Genomic DNA, 23,382 nt, shown 5'->3' on the forward strand with positions numbered 1-23,382 from the left:
TTCTGGTTACTACGTGGCGATCAACGCAGATCGAAACGGTCCAGCTCCATCACCTTGGTCCATACCTTGACGAAGTCCTTGACGAACTTCTCCTGGGCGTCGGCACTGCCATAGACCTCGCTCAGGGCACGCAGCTGGGCATGGGAACCGAACACCAGGTCGACCCGGGTACCGGTCCACTTCAGCTCGCCGCTCTGGCGATCACGACCTTCGAAGGTGGCCTTGTCCGGACCGGTAGCCTTCCATTCGGTGGCCATGTCCAACAGGTTGACGAAGAAGTCGTTGGTCAGGGTCTGCGGTCGCTGGGTGAAGACGCCATGCTTGGCACCGTTCACGTTGATGTCCAGCACGCGCAGGCCGCCCAGCAGTACCGTCAATTCGGGCGCGGTCAGGTTCAGCAGGTGCGCCTTGTCTACCAGCAGGAATTCCGGCTTGACCTTGAACTCCCCGCCCACATAGTTGCGGAAGCCATCGGCCCAGGGCTCCAGATGCCCGAAGGAGTGGACGTCGGTCTGCTCCTGGGAGGCATCCACGCGACCCGGGGTGAAGGGCACGCTGATCGAATGACCCGCCGCCTGGGCGGCCTTTTCCACCCCGACGCTACCGGCCAGCACGATCAGGTCGGCGATGGAGACCTGCTTGCCCTCCCCGTGGAAATCACGCTGGATGCCTTCCAGCACGCCCAGCACCTTGGCCAGTTGCGCCGGCTGGTTGACCTCCCAGTCCTTTTGCGGCGCCAGGCGCAGACGGCCACCGTTGGCCCCACCGCGCTTGTCGGAACCGCGGAAGGTGGAGGCAGCCGCCCAGGCGGTGCCGACCAGTTCGGACACGCTCAGGCCGGACGCGGCCAGCTTATCCTTGAGCGCCTTGACCTCGGCCTCGCCCAGGGGCGCGCCTTCGGCCTTGGGCAGCGGGTCTTGCCACAGCAGTTCTTCGCTCGGGGTTTCCGGGCCCAGGTAGCGGGCCAGGGGCCCCATGTCCCTGTGGGTCAGCTTGAACCAGGCACGGGCGAAGGCGTCGGCCAGTTGGTCCGGGTTCTCCAGGAAGCGGCGGGAGATCTTTTCGTAGGCCGGATCGAAGCGCAGCGCCAGGTCCGAGGTGAGCATGGTCGGCTGGTGACGCTTGTTGGGATCATGGGCATCGGGCACGGCATTGGCGCCGGCGCCGTCCTTCGGTCGCCACTGGTGGGCACCGGCGGGACTCTTGAACAGCTCCCACTCGAACTTGAACATGTTCTCGAAGTACTCGTTGCTCCAGCGGGTGGGCGTGGAGGTCCAGGTCACTTCGAGGCCGCTGGTGATGGTATCGGCGCCCTTGCCGGTGCCATAGCTGTTCTTCCAGCCAAGGCCCTGCTGCTCCAGATCGGCCGCTTCCGGCTCGGCACCGACGCTGGTGGCGGGACCTGCGCCGTGGGTCTTGCCGAAGGCGTGACCGCCAGCGATGAGGGCGACGGTTTCCTCGTCGTTCATGGCCATGCGGCCAAAGGTCTCGCGGATGTCATGGGCCGAAGCCACCGGATCGGGGTTGCCCTCCGGGCCTTCCGGGTTCACGTAGATCAGACCCATCTGCACCGCGCCCAGGGGATTTTCCAGGGTGCGCTGAGGGTTATCGTTGCGACTGTGCTCCACCGGATGCTGCTCGGGCTGTGCGGTCAGCACACCGTCACCGGGCTGCTCCATCTTCTTGTGCGCGCCATAGCGCACGTCGCCACCCAGCCAGACGGTTTCCGAACCCCAGAACACCGCATCGTCCGGTTCCCAGACGTCCTGGCGACCGCCGGAGAAGCCGAAGGTCTTGAAGCCCATGGATTCCAGGGCGACGTTGCCGGTGAGGACGATGAGGTCGGCCCAGGAGATCTTGCGCCCGTACTTCTGCTTGACCGGCCAGATCAGCCGGCGTGCCTTGTCCAGGCTGACGTTGTCCGGCCAGCTGTTCAGGGGTGCGAAGCGCTGCTGGCCCTGACCGGCGCCGCCGCGGCCGTCACCGACCCGATAGGTACCGGCGCTGTGCCAGGCCATGCGCACGAACAGCGGACCATAGTGACCGAAGTCGGCCGGCCACCAGTCCTGGGAATCGGTCATCACGGCGCGCAGGTCAGCCTTCACCGCTTCCAGATCGAGGCTCTTGAATTCGGTGGCGTAGTCGAAGTCCTCGCCCATGGGATCGGACAGGGACGAGTGCTGGTGCAGGAAGTTGAGATTGAGCTGATTCGGCCACCAATCCTTGTTGGTGGTACCACCGCCGGCGGCATGATTGAACGGGCACTTGGATTCGGTCGACATCTTCTTGGCACCTCAGGGTCTTGTTCATCCGGTTGTCAGCCGCGACGAGATCGCGGCCTGTCACAGTGGTAGTTCCGGCCAGAGTGGCCTAGCGGCCCGACGGCCAGGCTGGCGTCGGCTGTGGCAGGAGCCCTACCACGGGCAAAACGGACGTTGCGGTCATTGTTATCCCCTCATCAGATGGGCACGCCGACGAAGCGGCGCAATCTCCATACTAGACGCCTTCCCTGCGCCGCGTGATAGAAGGTTTTGTGCTCGTCGATAGACTGGCTCTGCAAGATGACCTGCGGGTGACAGCGGCGTGATAGCCCGTTCCCAGCGATGGGAGCGGCGTGCAATGGCCCTGCAAAGACTCGCGGCCTGGCATCAAAAGCGCCGGGCCGCCGCGGTTGCCGGAGGAGCGTGCCTGGTAGCCGCCGCTACCGGTAGAAGAAGGTTCGCCAGGACGACCGCCCTGCCCCGGGCGGTCGTGGCGTTCGGCCTAGCCGGGGGCGAACAGCAGGTTGGGCGCGTGGCGTTCGTAGCCCTCTTCCGCCAGGCGTACGTCCAGCGCCAGACTGGCAAGGTCGGCGGACAGGGGTTCGCTGCGAGCGTCGTAGTCGCGGTAGAGGTGCTTGAGGTAGGTCTTGCAGTGGGCGCAGGTCTCGGCGCGTAGCGGCGCCTTCTGGGCGTTGGCGTCGTCGGTGCTCAGGGAGTAGTAGCCCAGGCCCTTGCCAGTCTCGCAGTGGCTGCACTTGACCCGTACGAAGTGCCACTCGCAGGCGCACAGCGAGCAGGTGAGATACCTCAGGCCATTGGCCTTGCCCAGGTGATGGATGATGCCGGCCATGGGCGGCGCGCCGCAGCAGGGGCAGAGGGTCTGGCTGCCCTGTTCGCGCAGGGCACTGAAGTCACTGCGCTGCAGCCAGTGGGTCCAGGCTACCTGCAGGGCGGCGCCGAGGAAGGGCACCACGCCGGCGGGCACCAGCTCATAGCTGCCGGCCAGCAGGGCGATGGCCCAGGCCTTGCGCTGGCCGGCATCGGCCTGGCGCAAGGCGTCGAGGGCGGCCCGTACCGGCGCCTGCTCGACCGTGCAGGCCTCCAATAGCGCATCCAGCGCGGGCAACCAGTCACCTTCGCGGACCAGGGTGTCGTAACCCAGGGGTGGCAGACCGTGCGCCAGGCTCTGGGCGCTGCGGGCCTCGTCCAATGGCAGGGGCGCGAGCTGGTCGAAGACCCCTTGCTGGGCCTCGCACAGGTCGGCCATCAGCAGCAGGTAGTCACTCAGCGCATTGCCGGTGGCCAGCAGTCGCAGGCGGTCGGCGCGATAGCCGAACAGCTCGCCACCAGGCAGGAGGATGAAATCGGGGTTGACGGCCGCGGCTTCGATTTCGCCGGGCTCGAGGATCTGGCCCGCCATGGCAGGGCTCCTTAGGAAAACAGTGGAAGACAGCGCCCGGGGGCGAGGATTCAGGATAGCCCGAGGGCTGGGGAGATGTTGGGCTTCGCGGGGCTCAGCCCAACCTACGGTGTCGCGGCGTCGTAGGTTGGGTTGAGCGCAGCGAAGCCCAACAACAGGCTCACTTCTTCTCGCGGGTGACCTTCTCGTACCACAGCGAATGGTGCTTCTTGGCCCAAGCGCGACTGACCCAACCGGTCATCATCGCGGTCACCGAGCCCTTGATCCAGATCCCCGCATAGATGTGCACGATGATCGACAGCACCAGCACGAAGGCGGCGACGGCGTGGGCCAGGGCGCCCAGGCGGATCACCGGGATAGGGAACAGGTGGGCGAAGTACTGCCGCCAGATGACCACGCCGCTGACCAGCAGGATCAGCATGCAGGCCAGTAGCACCCAGAACAGGATCTTCTGCCCGGGGTTGTACTTGTCGATCGGCGGCAGCTTCTCCTCGCGGTTGTTCAGCACGTCGTTGATCTGCTTGAGCCACTGGGCGTCTTCGCGGCCGATCTTGTTGTGCCGCCAGAAGCGGATCACCAGAAAGGCGAAGAACAGGAACATCGCCACACCCATGAAGGGATGCAGGATGCGCGTCCAGGTGCCGCCGCCGAACAGGCTCGACAACGGAAACAGCGCGGGGTGGAACAGCGCCAGTCCCGACAGCCCGGCCATGAAGAACAGGATCGCCACGATCCAGTGGTTGGTCCGCTCGTTGGCGTTGTAACGCTGGATTTCAGGTTTCATCTCGATCTCCCAGGACGCCCCCGGCTAACCGGGGGCGTACACCTGCTAGGGCTGCTTGTCGTGCGGATCGAAGATCTGCACGGACGGACTCAGCTGCTTGACCTCGCCCTTGGGCGCATCGCCCTCGTGACGGGGCGGCGCCTCGACCACTTCGTCGTCGTTATCGGTCCGGTTGGGACCGACGCGCACGTAGTGGAAGAAACCGGCCAGCACCGCCGCGCCCATGGCGAACAGCGCCAGGGGTTTGGTGAAGCCCTTCCACAGCCCCACGGTGGGGCTGATGGTCGGATCCTTGGGCAGGTGGTTGTACAGCTGCGGCTGGTCGGCATGGTGCAGCACGTACATGACGTGGGTGCCCCCTACCCCAACCGGGTCGTACAGACCGGCGTTCTCGTAGCCGCGGCTCTTGAGATCGACGATGCGCTCGGCGGCATGCTCCTTCATCTCGTCCTTGGTGCCGAACACGATGGCGCCGGTCGGGCAGGTCTTGACGCAGGCGGGCTCCAGGCCGACCCCGACCCGGTCCGAGCAGAGGGAGCACTTGTAGGCCTTGTTGTCCTTCTTCGAGATCCGCGGGATGTCGAAGGGGCAACCGGCGATGCAGTAGCCGCACCCAATACAGTGGTCCTGGTTGAAGTCGACGATGCCGTTGGCGTACTTCACGATGGCCCCCGGACTCGGACAGGCCTTCAGGCAGCCCGGCTCGGCGCAGTGCATGCAGCCGTCCTTGCGGATCAGCCACTCCAGCTTGCCGGCCTCGTCCTCGTGCTCGGTGAAACGCATCAGCGTCCAGGAGTCCGCGGTGAGGTCCGCCGGGTTGTCGTAGGTGCCGTGGGTATGGCCCACCTCGTCGCGCAGCTCGTTCCATTCCGAACAGGCGACCTGGCAGGCCTTGCAGCCGATGCACTTGGACACATCGATCAGCTTGGCCACTTCCGCCTGATTGCGCACGGACGGATAAGCCGTAGTCGTCGCGGAGCGGGCGTAGATATCTTGGCTTGCCATCACGCTTTCTCCACGTTGACCAGGAACGACTTGAACTCGGGCGTCTGGGTGTTCCCGTCACCCACGAAGGGAGTCAGGGTGTTGGCCAGGTAACCCATCCGTGCCACGCCGGAGAAGCCCCAGTGGATGGGGATGCCGATATGGTGCACCGTCTCGCCATTGACCTGCAGCGGACGGATCCGCTTGGTCACCACCGCCTTGCAGACGATGTGGCCGCGCTTGGAGCTGACGCGTACGAGATCACCCGCGGCGATGCCCTTCTGCTTGGCCAGCACCTCGCCGATCTCGACGAACTGCTCGGGCTGGATGATGGCGTTGAGGCGGCAGTGCTTGCTCCAGTAGTGGAAGTGCTCGGTCAGGCGGTAGGTGGTGGCCGCATAGGGGAAGTCCTTGCGATCGCCGAAGTCCGCCCAGTCGTCCTTGAACACCCGCGCCGCCGGGCTGTTCAGCGCCTTGCGGTTGTTCGGGTGCAGCGGGTTGACGCCGATGGGCGTTTCGAACGGCTCGTAGTGCTCCGGGAAGGGCCCCTCGGCCATCTTGTCCAGCGAGAAGAAGCGCGCTACCCCTTCCGGGTTCATGATGAACGGACTCATCCCGTCGCCAGGCTTGCCGTCGATCTTGAAGTCCGGCACGTCGGTACCGCCCCACTTCTGCGCCTTGTCGTTCCACCAGACCAGCTTCTTGCTCGGGTCCCACGGCTTGCCGCTAAGATCCGAGGAGGCACGGTTGTAGAGGATGCGGCGGTTGTTCGGCCACGACCAGGCCCAGCCCAGGGTCTGCCCCATATGGAACGGATCGCTGTTGTCGCGCCGCGCCATCTGGTTGCCCTGCTCGGTCCAGGCGCCGCAATAGATCCAGCAGCCCGAGGCGGTACTGCCGTCGTCCATCAACTGGCCGAAACCGGCAAGTTGCTGGCCAGCCTTGGCCGAAACGGCGCCCTTGGCATCGAGCACGTCGGTCACAGCGTAGCCGTTGAACTCCTTGGCCAACTCCTCCGCCGAAGGCTCTCCTGGTTTGGCATAGGGCCAGGAAAGGCCCAGGATTGGATCAGGAAAGGCACCGCCGTCCTGGCGATAGGCCTCGCGCAATCTGAGGAACAGTTCGGACATGATGACGATGTCGCTTCGGCCCTCGGCAGGCGCTTCGGCACCCTTGAAGTGCCACTGCAGCCAGCGGCTGGAATTCACCAGGGAGCCGTCTTCCTCGGCGAAGCAGGTGGTGGGCAGGCGGAACACCTCGGTCTGGATTTCCGCGGTATTCACATCGTTGTGATCGCCGTGGTTGCGCCAGAACTCGGAGGTCTCGGTGGCCAGCGGATCCATGATCACCAGCCACTTGAGCTTGGACAGCCCGCGCATCACCTTGGCCTTGTTGGGGAAGGCGGCGATGGGGTTGAAACCCTGGCAGAAATAGCCGTTGACCTGACCCTTGCCCATCATGTCGAAGTAGCGCAGCACATCGTAGCCAGCACCCGTGACATCGACCTTGGGCAACCAGTGGTAGCACCAGTCGTTATCCTTGGTGGCGTTGTCGCCGTACCACGCCTTCATCAGGCTGACGTGAAACTTGCCGTAGTTCTGCCAGTAGCTCATCTGTCCCGGACGCAGCGGCTTGCTGGCGCGTCGGTCGATGAAGGCGTGGTAGTCCTGCTCGCCGTCGGCGCCGATGGTCAGGTAGCCCGGCAGCTGGATCGACAAGAGACCCAGGTCGGTAAGGCCTTGGATGTTGGAGTGACCGCGCAGGGCGTTCATCCCGCCACCGGGCATACCGATGTTGCCAAGCAGCAGCTGCACCATGGCGCCGGCACGAATGATCTGGGCGCCAATGGAGTGCTGAGTCCAACCTAGGGCATAGAGGATGGTCATCGTGCGACCGGGCGCCGAAGTCTCAGCAATCTCGGCCCAGACCTTCTGGATCGCCTCAACGGGCGTACCACATACCTGACTGGCCACTTCCAGGGTGTAGCGGCTGTAGTGCTGCTTCATCAACTGGAAGACGCAACGCGGGTGCTCAAGCGTTGCATCGATCTTGACGAAGCCGTCGTCGCCGATCTCGTAGCCCCATTGAGTCTTGTCGGTATAGGTACGTTTTTCAGCGTCGTAGCCGGTATACAGGCCGTCTTCGAAGGAGAAGCCTTCCTTCACGATAAAGCCTACGTCGGTGTAGTTACGGACGTATTCGTGCTGGATCTTGTCGTGAGTGATCAGGTAATTGATCAACCCGCCCAAGAAGGCAATGTCGCTGCCGGTCCGGATGGGGGCGTAGTAGTCCGCAACCGAGGCAGAACGGGTATAGCGCGGATCGACCACGATCAGCCGGGCGTTGTTGTGCGCCTTGGCCTCGGTGACCCACTTGAAACCACACGGGTGCGCTTCAGCGGCATTGCCGCCCATGATCAAGACGAGGTTAGCGTTCTTGATGTCGCTCCAGTGATTTGTCATGGCGCCACGGCCAAACGTCGGGGCAAGACCTGCCACCGTCGGGCCGTGTCAGACGCGCGCTTGGTTATCGAAGGCCAACAGGCCCAGATTCCGCGCGATCTTGTGCGTCAAATAACCGGTTTCATTGGAGGACGCCGAGGCGGCCAGGAAGCCCGTGGTCAGCCAGCGATTGACCGTCTGGCCCTTGTCGTTGGTGGCGATGAAGTTGGCATCGCGGTCTTCCTTCATCAGGGTGGCGATGCGGTCAAGCGCCTCGTCCCAGCTGATGCGGGTCCACTCGTTGCTGCCAGGCTTGCGCACCTCGGGATACTTGAGGCGATTGGGGCTGTGGATGAAATCCAACAGGCCGGCGCCTTTCGGGCAGAGGGTGCCACGGTTGACCGGATGGTCGGCGTCGCCCTCGATGTGAATGATGTTCTGGGCCACGTTCTTGGCCCGGTCACCCATGCTGTACATGATCAGGCCGCAGCCGACCGAGCAGTAGGGACAGGTGTTGCGGGTTTCCACGGTGTGCGCCAGTTTGAAATGGCGCACCTGGTCGGCAAAGGCGGCTGTGGGAGCCATGCCTAACGCCGCCAGGCTGGATCCCGCAAGGCCGACTCCAGCGACCTTGAAGAATTGCCGACGGTTCATATCCACGTTTTCTTGTCCTCGTTCAGGCTGGGCCTGGTGCATAGCCAGGCCCTGAGGCAAGAGTAACTCAATCGTTTGGCTTATTGAGCGCTTCGTCCTTGTCGCCGATCAATGGAAGTCATCCTTTTGTCCCCTAACCCGACGCTGCCTGACGAATGGCCTTGGCCTCCCGTTCAGCCGGCGCGCTGTCTGCCTGCAGGAGATTGTCGCCCCGTTCCAGCAGCCGTTCGCCAACCAGTCGCGAGCCGCTGACATTGAGGTGGTTGCCGTCCTGATACAGCGGCGTTCCGTCCAGCGCGGAATGGCGGCGCTGGGCATCGCAGGTGATCGCCTCGGGATCCAGGGTCACCCGTTACGGATAGCGCTGCTTGAGGTCGTCGAGCATCAGGAGGAAAGGCCCCTGGCGCCGCACCACGTCTTCCCGCTCGATGGAGCAGTCGTTGGCGGTATGGAACAGCCTGCTCTTGACCAGGCAGGTGTCGCGTCCGGCGCCGGTCTCAGGGATGCCGGCAAGATCACTGGCGTGGCGCCACTCTGGATGAGCGGGGCGCGCCAGGAATGCCGAGGCAGCCCCGGCAAGAAGGTGGCACGGCCACCGCTGCAAGGTTGGCTGCGCATCCCGTCGCGCAACGCGTCTTCAAGCCCTAGATCGAACAGAGATTACCGGAAAAATATACTTATAATTCAATAGCTTGAACAAGCCGACTGATGGCGATTTGCTGCCAACGAAACGGTCACCGATCTCGCTGATTCGGCAGTATCGGCAAGTCATGCTAAGCTCGCTAACTTTCCTCGCGATACCTACGGACCCTTTGCCATGTCCAATCGCCTGCCGACGCCGCCATAGTCGAGCGCGCTACCATCCTGCCTGGTAGCCGCGCCTGCGGCGCGTGACCTTTCCGTTCCGCCCTGTGGTTTCTCCGCGACCGTACCCCTCGTGCCGTCGCCTGTTCTGGATACGCCATGAAAAGTGTTTCTCCCCGCGCCGACATCCTGGCCGGTCTCACCACGTCCTTCGCGCTGGTGCCCGAGTGCATCGCGTTCGCCCTGGTCGCCCATCTCAATCCGCTGATGGGGCTCTATGGCGCCTTCTTCATCTGTACCTTCACGGCGCTCTTCGGTGGACGGCCCGGCATGATCTCCGGCGCGGCCGGCTCCATGGCGGTGGTGATCGTCGCCCTGGTGGTCCAGCACGGCGTGCAGTACCTGCTGGCCACGGTGGTGCTGGGCGGCCTGCTGATGATCGCCTTCGGCCTGCTGCGCCTGGGCAAGCTGATCCGCATGGTGCCGCACCCGGTCATGCTGGGCTTCGTCAACGGCCTGGCCATCGTCATCGCCCTGGCCCAGCTGGAACACTTCAAGCAGGGCGACACCTGGCTCAGCGGCGCCCCGCTGTATCTGATGATCGGCCTGACCCTGGCGACCATGGCCATCATCTGGCTCCTGCCCCGCCTGACCCGTGCCGTGCCGCCAGCGCTGGCGGCCATCCTTGGCGTGGGGCTGGCGGTGTATTTCCTCGACCTGCCGACCCGCACCCTGGGCGACATGGCCCACATCGCCGGCGGGTTGCCGCAGCTGGCCCTGCCCGACATCCCCTGGACGCTCGAAACGCTGCAGATCATCCTGCCCTATGCGGTGCTGATGGCCCTGGTCGGTCTCCTGGAAACCCTGCTGACGCTGAATCTCACCGACGAGATCACCGAGAGCCGCGGCCGGCCCAATCGTGAGTGCGTAGCGCTCGGCGCGGCCAATATGGCATCCGGCCTGTTCGGCGGCATGGGCGGCTGCGCCATGATCGGCCAGACCATGATCAACCTGAGTTCGGGCGGCCGCGGCCGGCTGTCGGGTCTGGTCGCGGGGATCCTGATGCTGCTCTTCGTGCTGTTCCTGTCGCCGCTGATCGAGCGCATTCCGCTGGCGGCGCTGGTCGGCACCATGTTCGTGGTCGCCCAGCAGACCTTTGCCTGGGCCTCGCTGCGCGTGCTGCACCGGGTACCGCGCAGCGACACCCTGATGATCATCGCCGTCACCGTGATCACGGTGTTCGCCGACCTCGCCACCGCGGTGCTCTGCGGCATCGTCCTGGCCGCGCTCAACTTCGCCTGGCAGCACGCCCGACGCCTCTATGCCGACAGCCATCTGGAAGCCGATGGCAGCAGGAAGTACCAGGTGCACGGGACCCTGTTCTTCGCTTCCACCGCCACCTTTCTCAACCAGTTCGATCCGGCCGGCGATCCGCCCAAGGTGGTGGTGGACTGCAGCCACCTGAGCTTCGTCGACTACTCCGCCGTGGCGGCACTGCGTACCCTGCACGAGCGCTATGCCAAGGCCGGCAAGCGGGTGCGCGTATTGCACCTGTCCGCCCGTTGCAAGCAGCTGCTGCGTCGTGGCGGCGTGACGGACGACCTCGCCCTCGGCGATTGAACCCCTGACGGCGCCTTCGGGTCTCTCCCAGCAATGTCCTGCTTTCGGAGACCCGCGGCCATGTCCAAGATCCTCGCCTGCCTCGACGGCTCCGCCGTGAGCGCCGCCGTCTGCGACTTCGCCGCCTGGGCCGGGATCGCCCTGGACGTCCCGATCACCCTGCTCCACGTCCTGGATCAGCGCCGCTTTCCCCGCCCCGGCAACGGCGTCCCGGCGCCCCTGCTGGGCAATCGCGAGCAACTGCTCACCGACCTTGCGGCCCTCGACGTCCGGCGCGGCGATCTGGCGGAAGATCAAGGCCGGCTATTGCTCGACGCCGCCCAGCTGCGGGTGGAAGAGCAGCGAGCGCGTTGCGCTGGCGCCGTATTGCAGCATGGCGATCTGATGACTTCGCTGGAGAGTCTGCAGGAGGACTTCGACCTCATCGTGCTGGGTCGCCAGGGCGAGGACAGTCCACCCAAGCGACTGATCGGCCGCCATCTGGAAAGTGCCATCCGCCTCCTGCATCGCCCCCTGCTGGTAGCCGGCCACCTGTTCGTCAAACCCAGCGGCGTGCTGCTGGCCTATGACGACAGCAGCAGCGCCCGCAAGGCAGTGACCTGGGTGGCCAACTGCAGCCTGTTCGATGGCCTCGTCTGCCACCTGGTAACCGTCGGCCGCGACCGCGAAGAGCGCCGCGCCGCCCTCACCCGCGCCGCCGACGAACTCCAGGCCCAGGGCCGCCAGGTCATCACCGCCATCACCGATGGCGACGTGGAACTGGGCCTGGAGCGCTATCGCAAGCGGCACGGCCTGGAGCTGGTGGTGATGGGCGCCTTCGGCCACTCCCGCCTGCGCCACTTCTTCATGGGCAGCAACACCCGCAACATGCTGGAGACTGCTGGCAGCGCGCTGATCGTGGTGCGTTAAAGCCGGATCGACCACACCCTAGAAATCCACCCGCCCGCGATTGGCCTTGACGCCGCTGCGGCGGGACTTGCCCTCCAGGCGGCGCTGCTTGGAACCGTAGGTGGGCTTCGTCGGGCGACGTGGCTTTTCCGGAACGTTGGCCGCAGCGATCAGCGCGGCCAGGCGTTCCAGGGCGTCGGCCCGGTTCTGTTCCTGGGTGCGATATTGCTGTGCCTTGATCACCACCACGCCGTCGCGGCTGATGCGCCCGTCGCGCAGCGCCAGCAGCCGCTCCTTGAGCGTTTCCGGCAGCGACGAGGCCTGGATGTCGAATCTCAGGTGGACGGCGCTGGAAACCTTGTTGACGTTCTGCCCACCCGCACCCTGGGCACGAACCGCGGTGAGCTGGATTTCCTGCTCGGGCAGCGTCAGACGCTCGTCGATGACCAGACTCACGCCAGGTGCGCGCCGCGGCTGAGCCAGGCGTCCAGCAGCGGTTCCAGTTCGGCCAGCGGCTGGTAGCCGTTGGTGACCAGCGCCAGCTGGCCGTCACGCTCGGCCAGCAGCGTGGGAAAGCCGGCGATACCCAGATTCAAGGCCCAGTCGAAGTCGGCCTGGGTCGCCTGGTGCGCCGGCTCGCCGTCGAACAGCGGCGCGAATTCGATGCGCGGCAGGCCACAGGCTTCGGCCAGTTCTACCAGCAGCGCCGGCTGGGTGACGTCGCGGGCTTCGACATAGAAGGCCCGCTGGATACGCTTGGCCAGTGGCCAGACCGCCTCTTCGTCGAGCTGGCGAGCGGCGACCAGGGCGCGGCAGGCCGGCTCGGTGTCGTACACCAGGCCTTCCGGCGGCCCCTGGTCCACGGCGAAGGGCTGGCCGGTGGTCTCCTGTACCGCCTGCCAGTAGGCCAGGGTGCGCACCCGGCTGGCGGTGTCCTGGGCCGCCCGCTCGCGACGCAGACCGCCGACCACCAGGCGCAGGGAGATGCCCTGGGCGGCCGCCCGCTCGGCCAGGCGCTCCACCACCGGGGCGAAGCCCCAGCACCAGGAACACATGGGGTCCATCACATAGAGCAGGCGACCGGGCATCCTAGACCTCCTCTAAGCTGGGCGTGGCGTTCAACCGCGGATCGCGGCCGATGGGATGGGGTTCGTTACGCAGGCGGGCCAGTTCGATCTGCTTTTGCCGCTCGCGGGCACCGGCACGGGTCTTTTCCGAGAGCGAATCCCAGCAGTGCGGGCAACTGATGCCGGGGCTGTAGTGCGGCGACTGCATGTCCTCGGGCGAAACCGGATGGCGACAGGCGTGGCACTGGTCGTAGACCCCTTCGACCAGCTCGTGGGTCACGGTCACGCGGTTGTCGAAGACGAAGCACTCGCCCTCCCAACGCGACTCGGCCGCCGGGACTTCTTCGAGGTACTTGAGGATACCGCCCTTGAGGTGGAAGACCTCGGGAAAGCCCTCCTGCAGCATGAAGCTGGAGGCCTTCTCGCAGCGGATGCCACCGGTGCAGAACATGGCGACCTTCTTGTGCCGGGCCGGATCGAAGTGCTCGCGGATATAGGCCGGGAAATCGCGGAAACTCTTGGTCTTGGGGTCGATGGCGCCCCTGAAGCTGCCGATGTCCACCTCGTAGTCGTTGCGGGTATCGATCACCAGTACCTCGGGGTCGTCGACCAGGGCGTTCCAGTCCAGGGGTTCGACATAGGTGCCCACGCGCTGGTTGGGATCGACGCCAGGCACGCCCAGGGTGACGATCTCCTTTTTCAGTTTGACCTTGGTGCGATAGAAGGGCTGCTCGGCGCAGTAGGATTCCTTGTGGTCGATGTCGACCAGACGCGCATCGGCGCGCAGCCAGGCGAGCACGGCGTCGATGCCTTCACGGCTGCCGGAGACGGTGCCGTTGATGCCTTCCTCGGCCAGCAACAGGGTGCCCTTGACGTCGTTCACCAGCAGGGTCTGCAGCAGGGGTTCACGCAATTGGACGTAGTCGTCCAGGGTGACGAACTTGTATAAGGCCGCCACGACAATCTTGTCGGTCATCTTCGGGTTCCCAGGGGTCGCCCTCGCAAAGGGCGGACCGGTTAGACGAAAACGCCGGCAAGGATGCCGGCGCCGGTCAAATTTTAACCAATTAGCAGGGCACCGAACAATGGCGCCCTGAACTCAACCCACCAGGTCGTGCTTGCTGCCGCCACGGCAGGTGGGCGAATCCGGCGCCTGACCCCGGGCCGCCCACTCCTCCGGGGTATAGGTGTGCAGCGCCAGCGCATGGAACTGGCCCATGAGCTCGCCCAGGGTGCCGTAGACCTTCTGATGGCGCTTCACCGAGTTGAGGCCGGCGAAGTGTTCGCTGACCACCACCGCCTTGTAGTGGGTCTCCTGGCCGCGACTGTGCATGTGGCTTTCGTCCTGCACCTCCAGGTACTCGGGTTGCAACAGGCCCAGGCTGGACTGGATACGTTCGCGCATGCTCATGGGGATACCTCGACTGTGAGAACCGTCATTCTAGCGAGCCTGGGCACCGCCCGGAAACGACAAAGCCCGGAACGGGTCCGGGCTTTGCGGCAAGGCTGAATCAGCGCTTGGCGGGCGGGGTGGCGTTGCCGGCCCCGGCCGGAGGTTTGACGCCCAGCTCCTTGTCCATCTCGGCGAGGATGCCATTGACCTTGGGCACCGCCTGCTCCAGCTTGGCCTGGGTCATCTGCGCGGACTGGGCCGACAGGCGCGGCAGCGTGGCGATCATCTTCTTGCCCAGATCCGACTGGTAGAACTTGATCAGGCCTTCCAGCTCGTCTTCGGTGAAGTTGTCGGTGTACAGCTTGACCATCTCGGGCTTGATCTTTTCCCAGCCGATGGTGCTGTCCAGCGCCTGATTGGCACGGGCGGTATAGCTTTCCAGCACGGCCTTCTTGGCCGGCGCCTTGGCCTGCTCGAAATGCTGGGCGAAGAGCTGCTGTACCTGGGCATAGACCGGCGTGGTCAGCTTGTCGGCGTTGGCCAGCTTGAGAAAGCGCTCTGCGTCGGCTGCGTGGCTTTTGGCGTCGGCCAGGGCCAGACCACTCGCGCTGGACAGCAGGACGAGGGCACCGAGCGTACGGAGAGTCTTTTTCATGGGCGTCCTTGGGGATGCGAAAAATGGACGAGAAGTCTGGCAGAGATGGGCTGAATGCCAGCTGAACTGCCCAAGACACCCTGCACAATTGAGAATACTTCCCATTTGGGAACCCTGGCGCTAAGCTGCTGCCCAATCTAGCTCGACCCACCCATTCCTAAGCGGAGACCGCCATGAGCCGTACCGAAACCGATAGCATCGGCCCCATCGAAGTGGCCGACGACGTCTACTGGGGCGCCCAGACCCAAAGGTCGCTGGAGAACTTCGCCATCGGCAACCAGCAGATGCCGCTGGCGGTGGTGCATGCCCTGGCAACGGTGAAGAAGGCCGCCGCACGGGTCAATCTGCGCCTTGGCGAATTGCCGGAAGATGTCGCCACCCTCATCGAAAAGGCCAGCAGCGAGATCCTCGATGGCTTCCATGACGACCAGTTTCCCCTGGTGGTCTGGCAGACCGGCAGCGGCACCCAGAGCAACATGAACGTCAACGAGGTCATCGCCGGCCGCAGCAACGAGCTGGCCGGCAATGGCATGGGCGGCAAGCAGCCGGTTCATCCCAACGACCACGTCAACCGCGGCCAGAGCTCCAACGACTGCTTCCCCACCGCCATGCACATCGCCACTGCCCTGGCGGTGCAGAACGACCTGCTGCCTGCCATCGCCGAGCTGTCCGGCGGATTGGCGCTGCAGTCGGCACGCTACCAGAACCTGGTCAAGACCGGTCGCACCCACATGATGGATGCCACCCCGGTAACCTTCGGCCAGGAACTGTCGGCCTTCGTCGCCCAGCTGGACCTGGCCGAGCGCGCCATCCGCAACGCCCTGCCGGCGGTCATGGAATTGGCCCAGGGGGGTACCGCGGTCGGCACCGGCCTGAATGCGCCCAAGGGCTTCGACGAAGCCATCGCCAAGGAAATCGCCGAACTCACCGGCCTCCCCTTCGTCACCGCACCGAACAAGTTCGCCGCCCTCGCCGGCCATGAACCGCTGGTAGCCCTGCACGGTGGTCTCAAGACCCTGGCCGTAGCGCTGATGAAGATCGCCAACGACCTGCGCCTGCTGGGCTCCGGTCCGCGCGCGGGCTTCGCCGAGGTCAGGCTGCCGGCCAACGAGCCGGGCAGTTCCATCATGCCGGGCAAGGTCAATCCGACCCAGTGCGAGGCGCTGTCGATGCTGGCCTGCCAGGTGATCGGCAACGACGTCACCGTCGGTTTCGCTGCCAGCCAGGGTCATCTGCAGCTCAATGTCTACAAGCCGGTGATCGCCCATAACGTCCTGGAATCCATCCGCCTGCTGGCCGATGGCAGCCGCAACTTCAACACCCATTGCGTCACCGGCATGGAGCCGGATGAACACAAGATGGCCGAGCACCTGGAGCAGGGGTTGATGCTGGTGACGGCGCTCAATCCGCACATCGGCTACGACAAGGCCGCCGAGATCGCCAAGAAGGCCTATGCCGAGAACAAGACCCTGCGTGCTGCCGCGCTGGAGCTTGGCTACCTGACCGATGAGCAGTTCGATCAGTGGGTACGCCCGGAGACCATGCTGGAAGCCGGTGGCCGTGGCTGAGGCTCGCGGCGCCACGCCGCTGGAAGGGGATGGCCGGCGCCTGCTGGTCATCCAGGGCAATCCCAAGAGCACCAGCTTCTGCCAGTCGCTGGCCGACGCCTATGTCCAGGGCGCCCAGGCCAGCGGTCAGGTGGTGCGTCAGCTCAAGCTGGCCGACGCCCAGTTCGACCCTGTGCTGCGCGAGGGCTATGACCTCTCCCAGACCCTGGAGCCGGACCTGCTGGAAGCTCAGCGGCAGATCCATTGGGCCGAGCACCTGGTGTTCATCTACCCGGTGTGGTGGAACGGCCTACCAGCGGTATTGGCGGGCTTTCTCGAACGGGTGCTGCAGCCGGGCTTCGCCTTCGCCCAGCGCGACCAGACCTGGGGCGGCGAACCCCTGCTGACCGGGCGCAGCGCCGAACTGCTGGTCACCTCCGATACCCCGCCCTCCCCCTGGCAGCGCCTGCGCAACCAGGCGCCCCATCGCCAGGTCATCCAGGAAGGCCTCGAAGCCTGCGGCATCCAGGTGCTGCAGGTGCACGAGTATTCGCCGGTGCGGGCGGCCGACGAGGAGCAGCGGCTGCGCTGGCTGCAGGAAGTGGAACGGCTGGGGCGAAACGAGTAGTCCACCCAAGGGCCTTGGTAGGTTGGGTTGAGCGCCAGCGAAGCCCAACGCAGCGGAGGCCTTGATACCGGCAGTGTTGGGCGTCGACGGTAGAGCCGTCTCAGCCCAACCTACGGTTTTTCGCGGCCATGGCGGTCCATCGATACAGCCCCTCCTACGCGGTGCTACCGGTAGGAGCGGCCCATGGCCGCGATCACACCCCGCCCCTGAATCCATCGGCATAACCAAAGCGCCTTTTATTCTTTCTCCTCCAGAACATCCGCCGTCACTATCGGCTCTCCCCTTTTGTCCGCGGAGATCCGCCATGACCCGCTATCTCATCCTGCCCGGCTGGCAGGGCTCAGGTCCCGACCATTGGCAGACCCACTGGCAGCGCCTGCTGCCTGACGCCCGCCGCGTCGAGCAGGAGAACTGGCAGCGCCCCGACCCGCAGCGGTGGGTAGCGGCGCTCGACCGGGCCATAGGGCAAGCCAGCACCCCGGTGGTGGTGATCGCCCATAGCCTGGGCTGCGTGACCGTCGCGCGCTGGGCCGCCAGCGCCCCGGTGGCCCGACGGCAGCGGGTACTCGCCGCCTTGCTGGTCGCTCCGGCCGATGTGGAGCGACCCGGTTGCCCGGTGGAACTGGTGGGGTTCGCGCCGCTACCGCGCCAACCACTGCCCTTCCCGACACGGATGGTGACCTCGGACAACGACCACGCCATCAGCCTCACCCGGGCCGAAGCCCTGGCACGTGACTGGGGCAGCGACCTGGACATCCTGCCGGGCGCGGGCCATATCAATACCCGCTCCGGGCATCGGCAGTGGGAAGAAGGTTTGCTGCACCTGGCCAAGTTGGGGGCCGCCCAGGGCCTCCGGGTCGCCTGAACGGCGCTCGGAGGTCAGAAACGTCCCATGACCTGGGTCTGGCCGGCCTTGAGCCAGCCGATGCTCTGCAGCACCGGGGCGATCTCGCTGCCGGGCTGCGCCGTACCCTGCACCTGCCCCCGCCAGTTGGCCAGGCTCAGGCGGATCTCCAGCTGATGCTGGGCCCCGCGTTCGAAGACGCCCTGCAGCCAGGGCGCCGTCTGGCAATCCACCTGCAACCGGGCCTCACCCAGGGCCAGGCGGCGGGGCACCAGGACCTGCAAGGCATCGCCTTGCCAGCTGCCACTGGCGGCCTGGCACCGGCGCCAGCTGCCTGCCAGCCGTACCTCGCCCGTCAGCCGGCCGGCCAGCAGGGCGCTGCCCGGGGCCTGCAGCCAGCGCAGATCGCCGCCGGCGAGATCGGCCTGCCACTGCCAGGGCCAGCCACTCAGGTTCATTCCCCAGGGCGCGCCCTCGGGCTCGCCTACCGTGACCTGCAGCTTGCCCGGCCAGCGCAGGTGCCACTGCCAGGGCCCGGCACCACCACCCGGCCAGGCGAGGCGCTGCATGCCGCCGCCGAGCAGGGAGCCCTGCAAGCCGACCGGCGTGACCTGGGGCGGCAGCAGGCGCGGCAGCCAGTCCGCGGCCGGCCAGTAGAGCAGGCAGCCCAGGACGAAGATCAGGCAGGCGAACAGGGTGAACGCCAGGCGCACGAGCCAGCGAGTCATGGCGCACGCTCCACCAGTACCGCCAGGACTTCCAGTTCGAAGGCCACGCCCGTCGACTGGCTGCGAATTCTCAGGGTCCGGGGTAGCCAACCCCGCGCCCGCGCCCAGGCCTGCAACCGTTCCACGGCGCCCACGTCGACCGCCTCGCCACGCACCTGCCAGACCGGCTCGGCCAGGGTCAGGACGCTGAAGGTCACGCCGTCGACCGCCCCGCGCCAGTCCGCCTCCTGCAGCGGCTGGGCGACGGGCAGCGCCCGGGCCTCTTCGGCGAGGCGCACCCAATCGGTGGTGGCTGGGCGGCTACCCGGGGTGGCGCGCAACAGCAGGATGGCGGCCAGCACCAGGATGACCAGCCCGCCAAGGGCCAGCCGCTGGCGCTCGGCTGGCAGGCGCTGCCAGTGCTGAAGGATGGTGCTCATGGTCGCTTCTCCACGGGGCTAGCCAGGCGCAGGGTCAGGCGCCCGGCCTGACGCTGCCACTGCAGGGTATCGAATTCCTGGCCGAGCCGGGTGCGCAGGGCCTTGTCCAGGCTGGCGGGACCGTCCAGCACCACGCGGATGCCCTGCTCGTCCAGCGCCCATTCCACCAGCCGCCAGCCGGGCTGGGCGCCGAGCGCAGCGCCCAGCGGACCGCTGAGGCGCTGCCAGAGGCGCCACTGCCCTTCCAGCTGCCGCTGGGCCCGGCTGGCCAGTTGGAGTTCGCGCTCGGCGCGACCGCCATCGAGGCGGTCACTGGCCAGGCCCAGGCGCTGGGCGACAACGTCCCGGTCGAGCCGCGCCAGGCGCCCGTGCTGGACCTGTTGCACGCCCAGATGCAGCAGCGCCAGCCCGGCCGCCGCGGCCATGCCCAGCAGCAGGGGTCGGGGCAGCCCCAGGGACGGCCGGCGACGGCGCTGGCCCTGTCGCGGCCAGAGGTCCTGGGGCGCCGAGCCGGCGACCGCATCGGGCCAGAGCCGCTCAGCGGACGCCGCGGGTCCCGCGTCGATCAGGGCCGCCAGGGCCGGCGGCAGATTGCCTTCGAGCGCGGCTGGCCAGGTCAGCCAGACCTCGCGGTCATCGGTGCGAGTCTTGAATCTCAGGCTGTCGCCCAGACGCAGGCCGATCCCACCCCCGGCCGATGGCTCGGGCAGGAACTGGAAGTCGACCCAGCAGGCGGCCACTGACCAGCCAACGGCGGCGCAGTGTTCGCGCCAGGCGTCCAGCAGCGCCCGGTCCAGGGCCAGCAGGCGCAGCCGTCCGGGCGCGCGACCCAGGCAGACCAAATGCTGGCCGCTGGCATCCTCCAGCAACTGATCTTCCAGCAGCAGCCCCCACTCGTGCGGGCGCAGTCCCTTGGGCGCGGCCACATCGAACAGGCTGCACTCTTCGCCGTGCAGCAGCAGGGTGACCGGCTGGGCCGCCGCCGGCAGCACAGCCATGGCCTGGAGCTGGTCATCCTGCAGATGCGCGGTCATTACCGGATTATCCGGGCCGGGCGGGCCGGGATGACGCGTGCGCAGCAGCAGGCGGTCGCCGGTACGAGCCGGGCTGAAGTCGCGGCGGATCAGGGGCAGGAGGCGCCCGAACAGTGGAGAGGCGTGCATGGCGTCAACCGGTCTGAGGCAGGGCGAAGGTGCAGACATAGCCGGCGCCCTGGAGGGTGAAGGTCAGCCGCACCCCGTTGGCGGGTTCGGCCAGCGGCGGATAGGCGAGCCAGCGCCCGCCGCCATGGAATTCCAAATTCAGGCGCTCGACGCCTGGCTGATCGAGGACCTGCTGCCAAGCGGGAGCATCCACCGCGTCCAGCTCGGCGCTACGGCTCAGCCGCAAGCGGTCGGTGCTGGCGTTCCACTCCAGACGCTGGCGGCGCAAGCGCCCGGCCCCCTGGTCCGCGCCCACCGGCAAGGCATCCAGGGCGACCCAGTCCAGTCGGTTCTCGGCGGGGTGCCAGTCCAGCACGGCGTTGTGCAGCGGCCGGCGCTGTTCCTGCAGCGGTCGCCAGACCAGTCCGGCCAGGCGCCGATCCAGCAGGCCGCAGATGTCCAGCACCCGCGCGTTGGTCGACTCCCGGGCGGCCAGCCGGCCACGCGCATCGAGCCAGAGATTGACCAGGCTACCGAGCAGCACGGCGAGCAGCGCCGTGAGCGCCATGGCCAGGAGCACCTCGATCAGGGTCATGCCCTGCTGGCGGCTCATGGGCGGGCTCCGGCATAGAGCGGCCAGTCGCCCAGCGCGCGACTAAGGGCGGCATCGGCATAGAGCGAGAGCCGCTGCGCGCCCAGGGCTCCGCCGGCGGCTTCAAGACGCCAGTAGCAGCGGTCGCCGCCCTGGCTCAATTCGCCCTGCCCTGCGGCCAGGCCTTCCACCTGCCAGCGGGCATTGAGCTCGCGGGCGCAGAGCTGGGCCAGTTCGCGGGATTGGGCGACGCCGGCGATGTCCAGCCGCTGACCGATCACCTGGCTGACGCCCACGGCCATGAAGGCGACGATAGCCAGGGCCACCAGCACCTCCAGCAGGGTGAAGCCGGTCTGCCTCATGGTCGTTCCACCGAGGCGCGGCCGTGCGCGTCCACCACCAGCAGCCACTGCCGTTCCTCTTCGGCGAAGGCGAGGCGCTGAGCACGGGTATCGCCGTTCGGCCACCAGATCAGGCGCGGCTGAGCGCTGGCCGGTTCGGCCAGGTGCAGTCCCGCCGGCCAGTGCCCGTCAGGCAGATCGGCGCTGGCCAGGGGCTGCCAGCGTGGGCCACGAGCGTCACCCACCAGCTGCAGATAGCGAAAGCCGGCGGCGTCGGCCTGCCAGCCGAGAATGCGTCCGCTGCGGCGGGCGCTGTCCCGAGCCAGCTGGAAGTCGCTCGCCAGGCTTTCCAGCCGCCACTGTCCGGCCGGACTGCCACCGCCGAGGCGCGCCACGCCCACCGCGGTCAGCAGGCCGACGATCAGCAGCACGACCATCAGCTCCAGCAGGGTAAAGCCGTCCTGGCGCGCCGACATGGGGGTTCAGAGCGTCCAGTTGCCGATGTCGGCGTCGCTGCCCTCGCCGCCTTCGCGGCCGTCGGCGCCGAGGGTATAGAGGTCCACCCGGCCGTGTTCGCCCGGAATGCGATAGCGGTAGGCGGCGCCCCAGGGGTCCTCCGGCAGGCGGCGGATATAGCCGTCGGCGCGATAGTTGCGCGGCTCGGGGGCCTGGGTCGGCTTGCTCACCAGGGCGGCGAGGCCCTGCTCGGAAGTGGGATAGCGCAGGTTGTCCAGGCGGTACATGTCCAGCGCCTGCTCCAGGCTGGCGAGATCGGCGCGGGCCTTCTGCTGCATGGCCTTGTCCTGGTTGTCCAGCACATTGGGCGCGACGATGGCCACCAGCAGGCCGATGATGAAGATCACCACCATGATCTCGATGAGGGTGAAACCGGCCTGGCGGGCGGCTACGGCATGGGAACGCATCGCGAAAGTCTCCTTGGGGCGCATCAGAGGTTGAGCGCCTGGTTGAGCTGCATGATGGGCAGCAGGATGGCGAGCACGATGGCCAGTACCACCCCGCCGAGCACGAGGATCAGTACCGGCTCGAACAGCGCCAGGGCCAGGTCCACCTGTTGGTTGAAATCCCGCTCCTGGGCATCGGCGACCCGCTCGAGCATGGCGTCGAGGGTGCCGCTGGCCTCGCCGCTGGCAACCATGTTCACCAGCAAGGGGGGAAAGACGCCGCTGCGGTCCAGCGCCCGGCCGAGGCCGGTACCGGAGGTGACCTGTTCGATGGCCGCCTCCAGGGCATCGCGCAGGACCTGATTGCCCAGGGTGGCGCGGCTGACCTGCAGACCTTCGAGCACCGGGATGCCGCTGCCGACCAGGATCGCCAGGCTGCGGGTCAGGCGGGCGCTGTCGAGGGTACGCAGCAACTCGCCCAGGCGCGGCAGGCGCAGCAGCTGGCGATGCCAGCGTCGCCGCCACTCAACCTGGCGCAACAGGCGCTGCAGACCTAAGCCGGCCAGCAATAGCAGGCCCAGCAACCAGGGCCCGAAGACCAGCAGGCCGTCACTGACGGCCACCAGGGCGCGGGTGATCCAGGGCAGTTGCAGGCCGCTGTGGATGAACTGCTCGGTGAGCTTGGGCACCACGAAGGTCATCAGCCCCGCCACCACGGCGACCGACACCAGGGCCAACGCCAGCGGATAGATGAGCGCGGTGCGCGCCTTGTGGCGCTGGCGCTGCACCCGTTCGAGATAGTCGGCCAGGCGTTCCAGCACCGGGCCCAGGCGTCCGGCCCGTTCGCCAGCGGCCACCAGGGTCAGGTACAGCGGGTCGAAGGTGCCCGGATGGCGCCCCAGGCTGTCGGCCAGGGTATAGCCCTCGCGCACCTGGCCCAGCAGATCCAGCAGCAGCGCCTTGAGCGCGGCCTGGCGACTCTGGCGCTCCAGCATCTGCAGGGCGTCGGCCAGGGGAATGGCGGCGCCCACCAGGGTCGCCAGCTGGCGGGTGAAGTCGGTGCGGCTGTTGGCATCCAGCCGTCCGGCGCGGCTGCGCGCGCCCCGCGCCGGACCCGCCGCCTGCAAGGTGCGGGGAAAGAGGCCGCGCTCGCGCAGCAACTGGCGGGCATGGCGTTCGCTCTCGGCCTGGATGACATCGCGCTGGCGACGCCCCTCGCCGTCCAGCGCCAGGTAGCGGTAGGCCGGCATCAGCGCAACGCTCCGCCG

The 23,382-nt window shown here is 66.7% G+C and carries 25 protein-coding genes; 5 read left to right on the forward strand and 20 right to left on the reverse strand.

Features of this window, described 5'->3' with window-relative positions; all coding sequences use genetic code 11:
* Positions 1-20 precede the first annotated feature (20 nt).
* From katG to APT59_RS16705, 7 genes are all read right to left on the reverse strand, one after another.
* Positions 21-2,282 carry a catalase/peroxidase HPI gene (gene katG, locus APT59_RS16670; protein ID WP_059315876.1) on the reverse strand — a complete coding sequence of 754 codons (2,262 nt, stop codon included), beginning with the start codon at positions 2,280-2,282 and terminating at the stop codon, positions 21-23.
* Positions 2,283-2,763: 481 nt separating this feature from the next.
* A complete protein-coding gene (gene fdhE / locus APT59_RS16675) occupies positions 2,764-3,681 on the reverse strand; it encodes a formate dehydrogenase accessory protein FdhE (protein ID WP_059315877.1) in 918 nt (305 codons plus the stop codon).
* Positions 3,682-3,841: 160 nt separating this feature from the next.
* The gene (locus APT59_RS16680) at positions 3,842-4,465 is read right to left on the reverse strand and encodes a formate dehydrogenase subunit gamma (RefSeq protein WP_059315878.1); all 624 of its coding nucleotides are present in this window, start codon (positions 4,463-4,465) and stop codon (positions 3,842-3,844) included.
* Positions 4,466-4,510: 45 nt separating this feature from the next.
* Positions 4,511-5,470, reverse strand: a complete 960-nt coding sequence (gene fdxH / locus APT59_RS16685; protein WP_059315879.1) for a formate dehydrogenase subunit beta — start codon at positions 5,468-5,470, stop codon at positions 4,511-4,513.
* Positions 5,470-8,550, reverse strand: a complete 3,081-nt coding sequence (fdnG, locus tag APT59_RS16690; RefSeq protein ID WP_156428969.1) for a formate dehydrogenase-N subunit alpha — start codon at positions 8,548-8,550, stop codon at positions 5,470-5,472. Before fdnG ends, fdxH begins: the two co-directional genes overlap by 1 nt.
* Before the next feature lie 127 nt (positions 8,551-8,677).
* Positions 8,678-8,893, reverse strand: coding sequence for an SGNH hydrolase domain-containing protein (locus tag APT59_RS16700; RefSeq protein WP_059315882.1), 216 nt, complete (start codon positions 8,891-8,893; stop codon positions 8,678-8,680).
* Between the two features lie 3 nt (positions 8,894-8,896).
* On the reverse strand, positions 8,897-9,148 hold the full coding sequence (locus APT59_RS16705; protein ID WP_059315883.1) for a hypothetical protein: 252 nt from the start codon (positions 9,146-9,148) through the stop codon (positions 8,897-8,899).
* A 359-nt stretch (positions 9,149-9,507) separates the two neighbouring features.
* Between APT59_RS16705 and APT59_RS16710 the strand changes: the two genes are divergently transcribed.
* Together APT59_RS16710 and APT59_RS16715 are read left to right on the forward strand one after the other, a co-directional pair.
* Entirely contained in the window at positions 9,508-10,968 is a 1,461-nt protein-coding gene (locus APT59_RS16710) for a SulP family inorganic anion transporter (RefSeq protein WP_059315884.1), read from the forward strand.
* Positions 10,969-11,028: 60 nt separating this feature from the next.
* Positions 11,029-11,877 carry a universal stress protein gene (locus APT59_RS16715; protein WP_059315885.1) on the forward strand — a complete coding sequence of 283 codons (849 nt, stop codon included), beginning with the start codon at positions 11,029-11,031 and terminating at the stop codon, positions 11,875-11,877.
* 18 nt (positions 11,878-11,895) lie between these two features.
* On the opposite strand, the gene arfB is transcribed toward APT59_RS16715, so the two are convergent.
* The 5 genes from arfB to APT59_RS16740 all read right to left on the reverse strand — a co-directional run bounded on the left by arfB (position 11,896) and on the right by APT59_RS16740 (position 14,971).
* Positions 11,896-12,306: an alternative ribosome rescue aminoacyl-tRNA hydrolase ArfB gene (arfB, locus tag APT59_RS16720; protein WP_059316930.1), complete on the reverse strand. Its 411-nt coding sequence runs from the start codon at positions 12,304-12,306 to the stop codon at positions 11,896-11,898.
* 2 nt (positions 12,307-12,308) lie between these two features.
* Positions 12,309-12,944, reverse strand: coding sequence for a DsbA family protein (locus APT59_RS16725; RefSeq protein WP_059315886.1), 636 nt, complete (start codon positions 12,942-12,944; stop codon positions 12,309-12,311).
* A 1-nt stretch (position 12,945) separates the two neighbouring features.
* Positions 12,946-13,899, reverse strand: coding sequence for a rhodanese-related sulfurtransferase (locus APT59_RS16730; RefSeq protein ID WP_059315887.1), 954 nt, complete (start codon positions 13,897-13,899; stop codon positions 12,946-12,948).
* 123 nt (positions 13,900-14,022) lie between these two features.
* Positions 14,023-14,334, reverse strand: coding sequence for a BolA family protein (locus APT59_RS16735; protein ID WP_059315888.1), 312 nt, complete (start codon positions 14,332-14,334; stop codon positions 14,023-14,025).
* A gap of 100 nt (positions 14,335-14,434) precedes the next feature.
* Positions 14,435-14,971, reverse strand: a complete 537-nt coding sequence (locus APT59_RS16740; RefSeq protein WP_059315889.1) for a DUF2059 domain-containing protein — start codon at positions 14,969-14,971, stop codon at positions 14,435-14,437.
* 173 nt (positions 14,972-15,144) lie between these two features.
* On the opposite strand from APT59_RS16740, the gene APT59_RS16745 reads away from it, so the two are divergent.
* The 3 genes from APT59_RS16745 to APT59_RS16755 all read left to right on the forward strand — a co-directional run bounded on the left by APT59_RS16745 (position 15,145) and on the right by APT59_RS16755 (position 18,011).
* A complete protein-coding gene (locus APT59_RS16745) occupies positions 15,145-16,539 on the forward strand; it encodes a class II fumarate hydratase (RefSeq protein WP_059315890.1) in 1,395 nt (464 codons plus the stop codon).
* Positions 16,526-17,146, forward strand: a complete 621-nt coding sequence (locus tag APT59_RS16750; protein WP_059315891.1) for an NAD(P)H-dependent oxidoreductase — start codon at positions 16,526-16,528, stop codon at positions 17,144-17,146. Before APT59_RS16745 ends, APT59_RS16750 begins: the two co-directional genes overlap by 14 nt.
* 304 nt (positions 17,147-17,450) lie before the next feature.
* A complete protein-coding gene (locus APT59_RS16755) occupies positions 17,451-18,011 on the forward strand; it encodes an RBBP9/YdeN family alpha/beta hydrolase (RefSeq protein ID WP_059315892.1) in 561 nt (186 codons plus the stop codon).
* A gap of 14 nt (positions 18,012-18,025) precedes the next feature.
* On the opposite strand, the gene APT59_RS22470 is transcribed toward APT59_RS16755, so the two are convergent.
* The 8 genes from APT59_RS22470 to gspF are packed head-to-tail and all read right to left on the reverse strand — an operon-like array spanning position 18,026 to position 23,364.
* A complete protein-coding gene (locus APT59_RS22470) occupies positions 18,026-18,718 on the reverse strand; it encodes a hypothetical protein (protein WP_059315893.1) in 693 nt (230 codons plus the stop codon).
* Positions 18,715-19,137 carry a hypothetical protein gene (locus tag APT59_RS16765; RefSeq protein ID WP_059315894.1) on the reverse strand — a complete coding sequence of 141 codons (423 nt, stop codon included), beginning with the start codon at positions 19,135-19,137 and terminating at the stop codon, positions 18,715-18,717. The genes APT59_RS22470 and APT59_RS16765 overlap by 4 nt, the downstream gene beginning before the upstream one ends.
* Complete coding sequence (locus APT59_RS16770) at positions 19,134-20,300, reverse strand: type II secretion system protein GspL (protein WP_059315895.1); 1,167 nt, start codon at positions 20,298-20,300, stop codon at positions 19,134-19,136. The genes APT59_RS16765 and APT59_RS16770 overlap by 4 nt, the downstream gene beginning before the upstream one ends.
* 4 nt (positions 20,301-20,304) lie before the next feature.
* The gene (locus APT59_RS16775) at positions 20,305-20,892 is read right to left on the reverse strand and encodes a prepilin-type N-terminal cleavage/methylation domain-containing protein (RefSeq protein WP_059315896.1); all 588 of its coding nucleotides are present in this window, start codon (positions 20,890-20,892) and stop codon (positions 20,305-20,307) included.
* Positions 20,889-21,233: a type II secretion system protein gene (locus APT59_RS16780; RefSeq protein ID WP_059315897.1), complete on the reverse strand. Its 345-nt coding sequence runs from the start codon at positions 21,231-21,233 to the stop codon at positions 20,889-20,891. The genes APT59_RS16775 and APT59_RS16780 overlap by 4 nt, the downstream gene beginning before the upstream one ends.
* Positions 21,230-21,688: a GspH/FimT family pseudopilin gene (locus APT59_RS16785; protein WP_059315898.1), complete on the reverse strand. Its 459-nt coding sequence runs from the start codon at positions 21,686-21,688 to the stop codon at positions 21,230-21,232. The genes APT59_RS16780 and APT59_RS16785 overlap by 4 nt, the downstream gene beginning before the upstream one ends.
* Positions 21,689-21,694: 6 nt before the next feature.
* Positions 21,695-22,135 carry a type II secretion system major pseudopilin GspG gene (gene gspG / locus APT59_RS16790; protein WP_059315899.1) on the reverse strand — a complete coding sequence of 147 codons (441 nt, stop codon included), beginning with the start codon at positions 22,133-22,135 and terminating at the stop codon, positions 21,695-21,697.
* A gap of 23 nt (positions 22,136-22,158) precedes the next feature.
* Positions 22,159-23,364 carry a type II secretion system inner membrane protein GspF gene (gspF, locus tag APT59_RS16795; RefSeq protein ID WP_059315900.1) on the reverse strand — a complete coding sequence of 402 codons (1,206 nt, stop codon included), beginning with the start codon at positions 23,362-23,364 and terminating at the stop codon, positions 22,159-22,161.
* Between the last annotated feature and the right edge of the window lie 18 nt (positions 23,365-23,382).

Source organism: Pseudomonas oryzihabitans, from assembly GCF_001518815.1.
Taxonomy (GTDB): Bacteria; Pseudomonadota; Gammaproteobacteria; order Pseudomonadales; family Pseudomonadaceae; genus Chryseomonas; species Chryseomonas oryzihabitans_E.